The sequence below is a fragment of the Sorangium sp. So ce693 genome, assembly GCF_051521375.1.
Taxonomy (GTDB): Bacteria; Myxococcota_A; Polyangia; order Polyangiales; family Polyangiaceae; genus Sorangium; species Sorangium atrum.
The window spans coordinates 5269440-5282438 of the sequence record NZ_CP150347.1; the positions used below are offsets into that span (position 1 = coordinate 5269440).

General features: G+C 73.2%; 7 protein-coding genes. 6 read left to right on the forward strand and 1 reads right to left on the reverse strand.

Annotation, left to right across the window (positions count from 1 at the left end):
• Positions 1 to 3: 3 nt before the first annotated feature.
• The 4 genes from WMF14_RS19715 to WMF14_RS19730 all read left to right on the forward strand — a co-directional run bounded on the left by WMF14_RS19715 (position 4) and on the right by WMF14_RS19730 (position 6454).
• Entirely contained in the window at positions 4 to 354 is a 351-nt protein-coding gene (locus WMF14_RS19715) for a BolA family protein (protein WP_437330182.1), read from the forward strand.
• Between the two features lie 14 nt (positions 355 to 368).
• On the forward strand, positions 369 to 1181 hold the full coding sequence (locus WMF14_RS19720; RefSeq protein WP_437803013.1) for a metallophosphoesterase family protein: 813 nt from the start codon (positions 369 to 371) through the stop codon (positions 1179 to 1181).
• Between the two features lie 302 nt (positions 1182 to 1483).
• The gene (locus WMF14_RS19725) at positions 1484 to 3667 is read left to right on the forward strand and encodes a hypothetical protein (protein ID WP_437803015.1); all 2184 of its coding nucleotides are present in this window, start codon (positions 1484 to 1486) and stop codon (positions 3665 to 3667) included.
• An 18-nt stretch (positions 3668 to 3685) separates the two neighbouring features.
• Positions 3686 to 6454 (forward strand): hypothetical protein, encoded by a 2769-nt coding sequence (locus tag WMF14_RS19730; RefSeq protein ID WP_437803017.1) that lies wholly within the window; start codon positions 3686 to 3688, stop codon positions 6452 to 6454.
• Positions 6455 to 6540: 86 nt separating this feature from the next.
• On the opposite strand, the gene WMF14_RS19735 is transcribed toward WMF14_RS19730, so the two are convergent.
• Complete coding sequence (locus WMF14_RS19735; protein WP_272098979.1) at positions 6541 to 6957, reverse strand: CBS domain-containing protein; 417 nt, start codon at positions 6955 to 6957, stop codon at positions 6541 to 6543.
• A gap of 775 nt (positions 6958 to 7732) precedes the next feature.
• Between WMF14_RS19735 and WMF14_RS19740 the strand changes: the two genes are divergently transcribed.
• Together WMF14_RS19740 and WMF14_RS19745 are read left to right on the forward strand one after the other, a co-directional pair.
• Positions 7733 to 8566, forward strand: coding sequence for a hypothetical protein (locus tag WMF14_RS19740; protein ID WP_437803019.1), 834 nt, complete (start codon positions 7733 to 7735; stop codon positions 8564 to 8566).
• Between the two features lies 1 nt (position 8567).
• Positions 8568 to 12746, forward strand: coding sequence for a serine/threonine-protein kinase (locus tag WMF14_RS19745; protein ID WP_437803021.1), 4179 nt, complete (start codon positions 8568 to 8570; stop codon positions 12744 to 12746).
• Positions 12747 to 12999: the final 253 nt, after the last annotated feature.

Below are 12999 nucleotides of genomic sequence, written 5' to 3' on the forward strand. Positions count from 1 at the left end.
GCCATGACGACAGGGACGAAGCAGGAGTCGATCCACGGCAAGCTCGTTCGCGCGCTCGAGCCCGTGCACATCGAGGTGGAGAACGAGAGCCGCATGCACAGCGTGCCGGTGGGCTCGGAGACCCACTTCAAGGTGCTCGTGGTGAGCGAGGCATTCCGGGGCCTGAGCCCGCTCGATCGCCACCGCCGCGTCAACGACGTGGTGCGCGAGGAGTTCCGCGCCGGGCTGCACGCCCTGACGATCCGCGCGATGACACCGGACGAGTGGGAGCGGCAGGGGGGCGCGGACTTCCGCTCTCCCGCGTGCCTGGGCGGCTCCAAGGCGGCGCCGGAGCCCGGCGCCAAGTCCGGCTGAGCGGCGAGGCGCGCATGGAGCTCGTCGTCGCGCTCGTATCGGACCTTCACTTCGGCCCGGAGGCATCGTTCGGGGGCAAGCTGCGCAAGCTCACCGGCGAGGCGCCCGCCCTGACCCGCGCCTTCGTGAGGCGGATGAACGAGGTCACGCGGCCCGATCTCGTCGTGAACTTGGGCGACGACATCGAGGACGAGGGGCCCGAGGCCGATCGGGAGCGCTACGGCGCCTGCATGGCCGCGCTCGGCGGCCTGAAGGCCGAGCTCTTCCACGTCGCCGGCAACCATGACGTGATCCACCTGAGCGAGGCCGAGCTGCTGTCGGCCTGGGGCAGACCCGAGGCGACGCGGCTCCACTACGCCTTCGACCGCGGCGGCTTCCATTTCACGGTCCTCCACACGCGCGAGCGCAAGGATCACGACATCTCGCTCGGGCCAGAGCAGCTCGCCTGGCTCGGAGAGGACCTCGCGGCGTCCTCGCTGCCCAAGATCGTGCTGATGCACCACAGCGCGACCGATCAGGATCTCCGGGGCAACCGCTGGTTCGAGGGGAGCCCGCACATCTGCCTCGTGCGCGAGCGGCGCGCGATGCGGAAGCTCTTCGAGGAGCACGGCGTGCTCGCCGTCTTCAACGGTCATCTGCACTGGAACCACCTCGACGTGATCCGCGGCATCCCGTACGTGACGCTCCAGAGCCTGATCGAGAACCTCGACGACGACGCGCCGGGCCGCCCCGCCGCGGCGCACGCTGTCGTGCGGCTCGGCCCGAAGCGCATCGTCGTGGAGATCGAGGGCGCCGAGCGGGCGCGGTACCAGTTCGACCGGCGGTAGGGGGCGGAGGGCGCCCGAGCGGCAAATTGAACAGGGAGGCGGGGAGACGGGGAGTGACATCCCACCAATCTCCCCGTCTCCCCGCCTCCCTGTGAATTTCCCGAGAAATTCGAGGGGACGCCTCAGCCGGCGCCCGCCGATTCAGCCGATGTCGTGAGCGCGGCGCGTCGCCGGCCCGGCCGGTAATCGGCCGAGAGATCCGCGCCAATGCCCGGTTCCGATCGTCGGTTTCAGGCGTGCGTCGGCTCGGAACTCCAATTGACACCTCATTCCGGGGCACTTTAGCGTTATTCTCGACTTTCATGCGTCGCAACGACTCCCGCCTCCGCCCCGCTCTCCTCCTCGCGCTCGCCTTGTTCGGCGCCGATTGCGGTGACGACGCCATCTGTTCGCCAGGCGCCCTGTCCGCCTGTTTCCTCGCCGACGGGTCGCTCGGCGCGCAGCAGTGCAACGCGGATGGCACCGCGTTCGGCGCGTGTGCCCCCGTGGCGAGCGGGTCTCGACGAGGGTGCGAACACCTCGACGAAGCGTGCTGCCCCGCGCTCCCCGAAGAGCTCGTCGCGGGCTGCCACGCCGCAGCGAGCCAGGAGAACGACGCCGCGTGCGACGATTTCCTCGCGAGCGCCAACGCGGTCGATCTCTGCACCGGAGGGCCCGGCGAGGGCGGCGCGCCGGTGGTCCCTTATGGCCCGAGCTGCGCCGGCCTGCTCGACGCGTGCTGCGCGGCGCTGCCGGCGCAGCTCAGAGAAGCGTGCCACGCGACCGGATTCCGGGGCAACGAGCAGCTGTGTCACCGGTTCCTGGAGAGCGACGCCAAGGACAACGGCTTTTGCGCCGACGTCGACCCCGCGGCCGAGAGCTGCGGTTATCTGTCGGAGCGGTGCTGTCCCTCGCTCCCCGAGGGGGCGCGCGAGCGCTGCGCCGCCCTCGCGGGGGAGTCCGACGCGGCGCGGTGCCTCGACTACCTCGGCGGCGCAGCGGACGCGGGCCGCTGTCCGAGGCTCGCCCCGGACGAGCCGTTCAGCGCGGCTCCGTGCGAGGCGCTGCTCGATACGTGCTGCGCGACGCTCGAGCCTGAGCTCGCGGTCGAGTGCGATCTGGCCGCGATGTCGGGGGGCCATGCCCGCTGCGCGGCGTTCACCAGCTCGATCCGCGCGTTCGGCCTCTGCCTCGACGGCGACGGCGCGGGGGGCGGCGGCGACGACTGCGGGGACACGTCGAGCGACGTGGACAACTGCGGATTCTGCGGCAACGTCTGCGGCGATCAGCACGCGACGCCCTCGTGCGCGGCCGGCAGGTGCTCGCTCGCGTGCGACCTCGGCCACGCCGACTGCGACGGCGAGCCTGCGAACGGCTGCGAGGCAGACGTCGAAGGCGACGCGAACAACTGCGGGGCCTGCGGCAACACCTGCAGCGCGCTCCACGCCGCCGCGACCTGCGTCGCGGGCGCCTGCGAGGTCGCGTGCGACGCCGGGTACGCCGATTGCGACGGCGAGCCTGCGAACGGCTGCGAGGTCGCGCTCGCCTCGGACCCGTTCAACTGCGGGGCGTGCGGCAACGACTGCGCGGGCGGCGTCTGCGGCGCAGGAGGGTGCGCCCCGGGCGCCACCTCGCTCGCCTCGGGCCTCGCGGTGCCTTCGGCCCTCGTCCTCGACAACAGCGCCCTTTACCTGGTCGGCTTCCAGCACGCCGGCGGCATCGCCGTCCGCGTCGACAAGGTCTCCGGCGGCGCGACGTGCCTCGCCAACGGCGCTCCTCCCGGGGTCGTGGGCTGCAGCGCCGACCGCTTCGAGGACATCGCGCTCCTCGGCGCCGACGCCGTCGTCACCGGCTCATCCGGCGTGGTCCGGTACCCCTTGTCCGGCGGCGCCGCGATCCCGCTCACCACAGAGATCCCCGACCCCTGGGCCGTCGTCACCGACGGCAGCGAGGTCTGGTTCACCTCGCTCTCCCAGGGCGGGATCTACCGCGTCGACGCCCTCGCGAGCGGACAGCGCGCGCAGGAGATCACCGGCGTGTTCTCCGAGCCCGGGGGCGCGCTCGCGAGCGACGCGGAGCACCTCTACTGGTCCCGGACCGACGGCACCGTCGTGAAGCTCCGCAAGGACGGCACCGAGCGGCGCCAGATCGCGTCCGGACAGGTGGTGGACACGACGAACCTCACGCCTCACACCCTCGCCGTCGACGCCGGACACCTCTTCTGGAGCAGCCCGAACGGGTTCGTGTTCCGGCTCGCCAAGGACGGCGCCGACCTCACGGTGCTCGCCGACGACCAGCCGAACCCCGCCGGGATCGCCGTCGATCCCGGCGACGGCGGCGCTGTCTACTGGGCCAACCGCGTCGGCTCGATCCGCAAGGTCCCGAAGGCCGGAGGCGCCGTGACGACGCTCGCCGTCGGCCAGCGCGACGCGATCGCGATCGCCGTCGACGAGGCGTTCGTCTACTGGGCGACCCGGGCGGGGGACGTCCGCAAGATCGCGAAGTGAGCTGAGAGCAGCCGGGAGATGCAGCGCATGCACGATCGCGTCGAGGGCAGTCCGTCGCACCGAAGCCCTGTCTCGAGCCGCCTCCGGCGTGTGCCGGCGGTGCGCCTCCTCGGGACGCTCGCCGTGCTGCTCGCCGCCGGGGTGGTGGCCGGCATGGGCTGCGGCAGGGAGCCGCCCCCGCCCGCCGTCGCGGCGCCGCCCCTGGGCGCGCAGGCGAACGACGACGCGTGCGCGTGCAGCGGCGGCTTTTATTACAACGGCGAGGCGATCCCGATCGAGGACACCCGGTGTGACAGCTTCGTGTGCGGGCGCGACCTCATCGCCTATCACTGCGTCGACCTCGGCGCGAACGACAACTGGCGCAGCTTCCCGGGGAACAGGTGCGGTGATCTCTCCTGTCCTGGCGCAGGCACCTTCTGCGGCGCGGACGTCGTGAACGGCGAGCCCGCGGCCCTGTACCAGTGCGCGGGCGCGGGCCAGATCCCGCTCGAGTGGACGATCTGCGAGGGGGGCTGCCGGCGCGGGGCGTGCACCGAAGCCGCGACCAGCGAGTGCCCGTGCGAGGTCCCGCCCGTGGCCGGCGGCGAGCACATCCCGCGCACGTGCGGGCAACGCGTGTGTTTCCCGACAGGCGCTGGCAGCGAGGGGGTGAAGATGGTGTGCACCGCGGACGGGTGGCAGAGCCTGGGGCTCTCGTGCACGCAGCGCGCAGGCACCTGCAGCGCCTGCCGCGGGGTGCAGGACAGCTTCGACAACGAGGTGACCACGACCGCGTGCGGCGAGACGATCTGCGGCCTCGGGCACGGCAACCGCAGCGAATGGATCTGCGGAGAAGCGGGGTGGCTCGACCTCAATCGCCCCTGCGAACCGGGCACGCCGGAGGACGAGGGCGCTGAGTTCGGCCGCTGCCCGGAGCAGTTCCAGGACAAGGACGGCAAATGGAAGTCGGTCGAGCAAGGCCAGACCTTCTGCGGTGATCAGGTCTTTCGTAGCCCCTGGAACAACGACCTGGCGCGGAGCTTTGGCGAGCCCTTGATCCGCATCAAGGGAAAGGCGACGCAGCTCTTCGCCTGCCCCGGGCCGGGCGCCCGCCCTGTGCCTTATCGGGACTGCTCCGCGCTCGGCGGCAGCGGCGAGTGCAAGCCCGTGCGGGAGCTGCCGGGCATGCACTACCACGAGGTCACGGGCGCGCAGCCCCAGGACGGCGCCAGGACGATCCGCGACTGGGACCGCTGCGATGAGGGGTGCCCCGCGGTCCCCGACGCGGTGTACGCCGCCGCGGGGCCGGAGGGCAACCGCTACTGCCGCCATCTGTTCTGCGGGCAACACGGGGTCACCGGTCGCGTCGGGACCTTGTACCAGTGCGCCTACGAAGGTTGGACGTACTGTCCGCCGTCCGAGGAGTCCACGAAGGCCGTCGTGGGCCGTCCGGTGCCGTACCAGGAGTGCTCTGAGGCGTGCCTTCCGCGCAACGCCAAGGGGCATCACGACGTGTGCGATTCCTCCGTGGATCCTCAGGAGCCGTTCGGGATCCCGGATCCGGCGCCCGAGCCGAGCCCGTCGTCGCGCTGCGACGCGATCGTCGATTACCAGGGGAACGAGGTCCCTGTGACGTCGAGGCGGCGGGGCGCGAGCGTCTGCGGCCGCGGCGGGCAGGTGTTCGAGTGCCGCGATCGGCAGCTCTACCGCCCCGACGGCTGGCACGCCACGGGGATCTCGTGCGGCACGGCGTGCGGGATCTGCGGCCCGGATCCGTACGGGACCCAGAGCTCGTTCTGCAGGTCGATCGCGGAGTTCTTCGGCAACACGTGCAGCGACATCACCTCCGACCCGGAGGCGATCCTGTGCAACAACAGCGATGACGTCCTCCTGAACGACCCTGCCTACTGCGGCCACAACCCCGGCCTGCACGCCGCGGGGGACCCGTGGATGCTCTACACCTGCAAGGCGTATTGCGAGCGCGAGGACGGCGCGGCGACGCGCTGGGTGCCGTGCGAGGGGCGCGAAGGCGACGGCCAGAACGGGCGAGAGAGGACGCGGGTCTACCGCTTCGATCACGCGACCTACTGCCCCATGGGGTGCATGGTCAACAAGAGGGTGAACGACGCGTGCATCGCGCCCACTGGCACCCTCCAGTTCCCCTTTCCCGACCACAAGATGATCCAGAACATAGGCCACAAGCCGGACTGGAATGACGGCCGGCACCTCGGCGAGGACATCGGCAAGGCGAGCGGCCGGACGGAGGGCACCTACGTCTTCCCGATCGCCCCTGGCAAGCTCCTCCGGGCGGGCATCAACTGCTCGCAGTACCTCGGCATCGCGCTCGTCGAGCACCGCTTCAAGGAGAACGGCGAGGAGAAGCGGTTCTGCTCCTTCTACGGGCACCTCGACGTGGATGAGCTGGCGATGGCCCTCGTGGGACAGGACGTCGGCACCGACACGCCGCTCGGGAAGATCGCCTATTGGGACGACATCCCGAGGCAACACAACCTCTATTGCGACACCAAGTGGACGGAGTGCCCGGGGGAGGACAGCTTCCCCTGCGATCCGGGCAATTCGCACCTGCACTACGCGGTGCTCTCCCACGCCGAGTGCGCGCGCTTCGACGACGGGGGCGGCGCGCCGCCTGGGTACGATGGGTGCAACACCGCATCGGCGGTCGGATACCTCGACACGGAGACGCGGATCGAGTCCTATACCGCGCTCGACGAGACCTGCACGATCCCCATCTCGAGCCCCGACGGGTACATCTCCCCGGAGTGGTTCGTGACCTCTCGTCTACATTGACCCACCGCCGCGTCAGCGTCGGGCGCCGCGCGGGGAGGCAGGTGTCCTCGGTCCCCCTCACGCCTCGCGCCGGCGGGCGCGCGACGTCAGGCGGTGGTCGGCGGGAGCGGCATCACGCACTCCACGAAATAGCGCAGGATGTCCTGCGGGGTGATGATCCCGACGAGGCGCCCCTCGCGCACCACCGGCAGGTGGTGGATCCGGTTCGCGCGCAGCAGGGTCATCACCTCGTCCGTGGGCATGAACTCGTCCACGCAGATGGGCGGGGTGCTCATCACGTCTGCAGCCGTCATGCCTGCGTACTCCTTGCGCAGGAGCACGCCCAGGAGATCCGTCTCGCTGACGAACCCGATGATGCGGTGCCCCTCGTCGATGACCGGCGCGCCGCTCAGGCGATGGTTGGCGAACAGCTGCAACATGTCGAGGACCGGCGTGCCGTGCTCCAAAGCAATCACGCGCTCGGTCATCAGATTGCGCGCATGGCCCTTCATGGTCCGGGGCATGTAATGCTCGACACGCAGCGGCGTCAAGTGCGCGTGCGCGCCGACGCACCGCGCCGAGCAGCCCGTTCAGCCGCCGTCCTTTCACACGTCCCACGTCCCACGTCTCACGCCGATCCACGCCCACGCCGGGCCTTGCGCACGCCCTCCGTCGAGCGACCGCTGCGGACGGCCGTGGGGCGCGACGCACCGGTCGGCTCGGCGCTCGGCCGGCCTCGGCGCCTCCTGCCGGCCGCCCCGGCGGCCCGCAGGTCCGTCGAGGGAGCTCAGGAAGCCGACCGCGGGGGCCCGGGAGGCGCAGGCCCAGGCCGTCATCGGTCGGATGGATCGACCCCGCCGAGCGCCTTCGGGGCGCCTCCCGGCCGGAAGGTTGGCTGTCAGCGACAGGCCATCGTGTCGCCGCCAATCGCACTTCGACCTCGCCCCATCGCTCCTCCGTCCCCGGTGCCAGCATCGCTGTCCATGATGCCTTGGACAGAGCGGGAGTTTCGCGCCGACAGCGCCAACAGAGCGATCGCACCTCGACACAAAAAAAGCGACCCTTGCGTGCGCGTCGGTCTTTGCCCGGCGGGGTATCAGTGACATCTTTCCATTTGTCGCTGTAGCGGAGATGGCCCCATCGGCCGCTCCGACTCGTGGGCTTCTTCGCGGCTCGTGCATCTGAACAAGATCACGCACCGGCGTTCGATGCGCGCACCCCTTGGCCCGCGCCTCGGCGCCGGTCGTTTCGGGAGCTCGTGGGCCATGCGCTCATGGGCATCCCAGGGGGGCGTTATCCATGGAGCATTCGCCGAAGCTGGCTGCACTCCTCCTGGCCATCGCGGCGCTCTTCGCGAGCGCGTGCGCGGTGGCGCTCGATCCGGACGCCCCGGCCGAGGACGCCGGGGACGCCGCGTCCCAGGCCGCTCAGACGGCGAACGCGCTGACGTCGAACGCGTTGACGTCGAACGCGCTGACGTCGAACGCGCTGACGTCGAAGGCGCTGATCTCGAACGCGCTCACGGCCGAGGCGCTCTCCGGCCACCCGCTCACGGCCGAGGCGCTCCGTGACCCGGCCGCGCGCACGCTGCTGAAGTACGTCGCGGGATGCGCGCTCCCCGCGGGCGAAGGCTTCACCGTCGCCGTCGGCGACGACGAGTTCTCCTTCCCGGGGGAGCTCGGGCTCGCGGCGAGCTGGGGCGAGGAGGGCGGAGCCTGCGACGAAGCGTGCCGGTCCTGGGTCAGCGGCTGCGTCCTCGCCCGCGTCAACTATCTCGGGCACAGGGTGAGCATCTCCGTCCGCGGGGATCGCGAGGAGCTCCGGGCCGACAAGGGCGAGCGCGCGGCCTACCCGAGGCGCGAGGCCACCTACTACGGCAACATCTTCGCCCCGCAGCGCCGCTACCACGCGTGCCTCCCCCCCGAGCCTTCGTCGCTCGTGCGCTCCTGCGGGCCGTCGCTCGAGACGTGCGCGATCCAGGTCGCCGGCTCGTGCGGCAGCCTGTGCGACGCGCCGAACAGCGACGGGAGCTTCCCGAACTGCCGCGGCAAGATCCGCAGCGGCTCGGGCAAGCTCATCGTCGAGAAGACGCCGAACCCCGGCTCCGTCACCGTGTTCCTCATGGACGACTGACGTGGGCCACGCGGAGATCATCGCGGGGCGCTTCGCCGTCGAGGGCGAGGCCGCCTCCGGAGGGATGGGCACCGTCTACAAGGCATACGACCGCCTCGGCGGCGCGGCGGTCGCCCTCAAGATCGTCCGCCTGAGGAACGAGATCCAGATCGAGCGGTTCGAGCGGGAGGCCGCCCTCCTCGCCGCGCTCGTCCACCCGGGCATCGTGCGCTACGTCGCGCACGGCAGCACCCCGGAAGGCGATCGCTACCTCGCCATGGAATGGCTCGACGGCGAGGACCTCGCCGCGCGCCTCGCGCGCCGCGTCCTGCCGGCGAGCGAGGGGCTCTTGCTCGTGCGCCGGGCCGCCGACGCCCTCGCGTTCGCGCACGCGCGCGGCATCGTCCACCGCGACATCAAGCCGAGCAACCTCTTCCTCCCGGGCGGGGACGCCGGGCGGGTCAAGCTCGTCGATTTCGGCATCGCGCGGCCCAGCAGCGACGCCGGGCGCGTCACCGTCACCGGCGGCGTCCTCGGCACGCCGGGGTACATGGCCCCGGAGCAGATCGAGGCGCACAGCGCGCCCGACCCGCGCGGCGACGTGTTCTCCCTCGGGTGCGTCCTCTTCGAGTGCCTCGCCGGCCGCCCCGCCTTCGCGGGCGCGAGCCCGATGGCCGCGCTCAGCAGGGTGCTGCTGATGAATCCGCCCCGCCTCCGCGACGTGCGCGCGGACGCGCCTGCGCCGCTCGACGAGCTCGTCGCGCGCATGCTCTCCAGGCAGCCCGGCGACCGCCCGCGCGACGGCGCCGAGGTCGCGGCCGAGCTCGACCGGATCGCCGCGATGGGGGGCGGGTGGACGGCGCCGCCCGACGCGCCGACGCTCTCGGGCGGCGCGCCGCTGGACGCGCCGGCCCACGGCCTCGCCCCGCGCGACCGCGCCGCCCTCACGCTGGGCGAGCAGCGCGTCGTGAGCCTCGTCCTCCTCGGCGAGCCCGGCCTCGGCGAGCCCGGCCACGGCGCAGCCCGGGCGCCGCAGCCCGCCCCGCCGGCGCAGGAGGCCCCTGGCGAGCCGCCGCCCGGATCGCGCAGGTCGCAGCTGCCGCCCGCCTCTTGCAGGTCGCAGCCGCCGCCCGGATCGAGCAGGTGGCAGCCGCCCACGACGAGCGCGCGGGCCGCGGAGATCCGCTCGCTCGTCGAGCTCCACGGCGGCAGGCTCACGCAGCTCGTCCCGGGCGTGGAGCTCGTCATGATGTCCGGCCCCGGCAGCGCCGTGGATCGCGCCGAGCGCGCCGCCCAGTGCGCGCTCGCCCTCCGCGGCGAGCTCCCGGGCGCACCGCTTTGCGTCATCACGGGGCGGGGCGTCATCTCCGCGGGCCTCGCCGAGGGCGACGTCATCGACCGCGGCCTCGCCGAGCTCCGCGCGGCGCTCGATCAACGTGAGGTGCGCGCGGTGCGCATCGACCGCGCGACCGCCGACATGCTCGGCCCGCGCTTCGTCGTCGCGCACGCCGCACCCGCGGCGCGGAGCGGGCCGCTCTTCCTTCACGGCGAGCGCGCCGTGGACGAGGTCGCCCCCGCCTTGCTCGGGAAGCGCACCCCGTGCGTCGGCCGCGCCCGCGAGCTCTCGATGCTCCACGGCGTGCTCGCCGGCTGCATCTCCGAGGCGCTCGCGAGCGCGGTGCTCGTCCTCGGGCCGCCCGGCGCCGGCAAGTCCCGGCTCCGCCTGGAGCTCTTCGCCACCCTGCGGCAGCGGGACGAGCCGATCGAGATCCTCTGGGGCCGCGCCGACTCGGGCTCTCCCGGCTCGCCGTTCGGCATGATCGCGGACGTGCTCTGCCGGGCCGCCGGCCTCCGCGCGCGCGACCCGGCGTGGGCGCGGCAGCGCAAGCTGAAGCAGCGGCTCGGGCGTCACCTGGGCGGCCCGGCGCTCGATCGCGCGGCGGCGTTCCTCGGCGAGATCACCGGCGCGCCGTCGCCGGAGCACGCCCGCATGGTGCGGGCGGCGCGCCAGAGCGCCACCGGCATGAGCGACGGCGTGGGGGCCGCCTGGGAGGACTGGCTCGCCGCCGAGTGCGCCGCGCGCCCCGTGCTCCTCGCGCTCGAGGACCTGCACTGGGGCGACGCCGCCACCGTGCGCCTGCTCGACGCGACGCTGCGGAACCTCCGCGAGCTCCCGCTCATGCTGCTCGCGCTCGCGCGCCCGGACGTCCACCGGCAGTTCCCGAGCCTGTGGGCCGAGCGCGAGGTGCAGACGATCAAGCTCGGCCCGCTGCCGCGCCGCGCGAGCGCGGAGCTCGTGCGCGCCGCGCTCGGCGAGCCCGTGCCCGAGGGCGTGGTCGCGCACCTCGTCGAGCGCGCCGGCGGCAACCCGTTCTACCTGGAAGAGCTCATCCGCGCGGTCGCGAGCGGCAAGGAGGAGCTCCTGCCCGACTCGGTGCTCGGCACGGTGGAGGCGCGGCTCGACGCCGAGGGCAACGAGGGCAAGCGCGTGCTCCGGGCGGCCAGCATCTTCGGCGATCGCTTCTCGAAGCGCGGCGTCGCGGCGCTGCTCGGCGGCGAGGAGCGCCTCGCCGACGTGGAGGCCTGGCTGACGGCGCTCGCCGACCGCGAGCTCGTCGCGCCGGCCTCGGCGTCGGCGGGCCTCGCCGACGCCGTCGACTACGTCTTCCGCCACACGCTCGTCCGCGAGGCCGCGTACGCCATGCTGACCGAGCGCGATCGCGCCCTCGGCCACCGGCTCGCGGGCGCGTGGCTCGAGCGGAGCGCCTCCGCCGATCCGGGGGGCGTGGCGGAGCACTTCCGCCGCGGCGGAGAGCCCGGCCGCGCGGTGCGCTGGTACCGCCGCGCGGCCGAGCAGTCGCTCGAGGCGAACGACCTGCGCGCCGCGATCGAGCGCGCCGCGTGCGGCGAGGCGTGCGGCGCCGAGGGCGAGGATCTCGGCGCGCTCCGGCTGGTCGCGGCCGAGGCCAGCGTCTGGACGGGCGACCTCGCGGCGGCCGAGGAGCTGGGCGCGTCCGCGGCCGAGCTGCTCCCCGCCGGCTGCGCCGGGTGGTTCCGGGCGCTCACCCAGATCGCCGCCGCGGCCGGGAAGCTCGGCGCTGTCGACCGCGTGGCGCGGTGGGCCGCCGTGGCCGAGGGGATGTCCGCGGCGCCGCCCTCCCACGCGTCCGCGGCGCCGCCGTCCTGCGCGCCTCCGGCGCCGACCTCCGCCGCGCCCGCGGGGCCGCCATCCGCCGTGTCCGGGGCGCTGTCCTCCGGCGCGGCCGCGCTGCGCCGCGCCCGGATCGCGTGCTTCTGCGAGTGCGGCGCGCAGCTCGTCTTCGGCGGCCGCTACGCCGAGGCCGACGCGCTGCTCGCTCGCATCGACGAGGACCTCCGCGCGCCTCCGCCGCCGGACGCCGAGCTCGTCGCGATCGCGCAGCAGCTCCGGGCGATCCGCGCCTCGGCCGGGGGCGATCCCGAGGCGTGCCTCGAGGGCCTGGAGGCGGCGCTCGCGGCCTTCGAGCAGGCCGGGGACAGGCGCAGCGCGTGCGTGATCGGCGCGAACCTCGGCTTCATCTACGCCGAGCTCGGCGAGCTCGGGGCGGCCGAGTCCGTCCTGCGCGCCGCCCTGGAGGCCGCCGACCGGATGGGGCTGCGCGAGCTCGAGACGGTGGCGCTGCACAACCTCGGCCACGCGCTCGGGCTGCTCGGCAAGCTCGACGAGGCGCTGCTCGTCGAGCGGCGCGCGGTGGAGGCGTTCCAGCGGCGCGGCGACCTCCGCATGGAGGGCGTGGCGCGGACCTACCTCGCGAAGATAGCGCTCCTCTCCGGCGACGCCGCGACCGCCGAGCGGGAGGCGCGCGCGGCCGAGGCGGCGCTGCACGTGGCCCCCCGGCTGCGCGCGGCCGCCGTGGCGGTGCGCGCGCGGGCGCTGCTCGCCGCGGGCGAGGCCGCGGCGGCGCTCGGCGCGGCGCGGGCGGCGTTCGGCGAGCTCGCGGCGCTCGGATCCCTGGAAGAAGGGGAGTCGCTCGTGCGGCTCGCCTACGCCGAGGCGCTCGCGGCGTCCGGCGCCCACGGCGAGGCGTCCGCGGTGCTCTCGGAGGCCAGGGAGATCCTGCTCGCGCGGGCGCGGCGGATCGCGGACCCGCGGCGGCGCGAGCGGTTCCTGACGGCGGTGCCCGAGAACGCGCGCATCGTCCTCGGCGCCACGGCGACCTAGCCGCCCCGAGGGCTCGCGCCCTCCGCCTCGTCCGCCCGCGTATCCCCGGCCCTCGCCGGCGACATGGGGGGTTGGGCGCCCCTGCGCTGATGCCCTGTCGCGCCGCCTGGACCGACGTGACCGGTGGAGGGGAGGACACCGGCCTGCCGATTGTCCAGGATACGCGAGGTGCTTGTTGCGCTGAGAGCCTGTGAGTTCTGCTTGATTCGAATTAAAAAAATACTCTATCAGAGGTGACAGGTGATCAGACGAG

What these genes read in the sequence shown, in the direction of transcription:
- WMF14_RS19740 (WP_437803019.1), top strand. Translation starts at nt 7,733, where the DNA reads ATGGAGCATTCGCCGAAGCTGGCTGCACTCCTCCTGGCCATCGCGGCG.
- WMF14_RS19735 (WP_272098979.1), bottom strand. Translation starts at nt 6,957, where the DNA reads ATGCCCCGGACCATGAAGGGCCATGCGCGCAATCTGATGACCGAGCGC.
- WMF14_RS19730 (WP_437803017.1), top strand. Translation starts at nt 3,686, where the DNA reads ATGCAGCGCATGCACGATCGCGTCGAGGGCAGTCCGTCGCACCGAAGC.
- WMF14_RS19725 (WP_437803015.1), top strand. Translation starts at nt 1,484, where the DNA reads ATGCGTCGCAACGACTCCCGCCTCCGCCCCGCTCTCCTCCTCGCGCTC.
- WMF14_RS19720 (WP_437803013.1), top strand. Translation starts at nt 369, where the DNA reads ATGGAGCTCGTCGTCGCGCTCGTATCGGACCTTCACTTCGGCCCGGAG.
- WMF14_RS19715 (WP_437330182.1), top strand. Translation starts at nt 4, where the DNA reads ATGACGACAGGGACGAAGCAGGAGTCGATCCACGGCAAGCTCGTTCGC.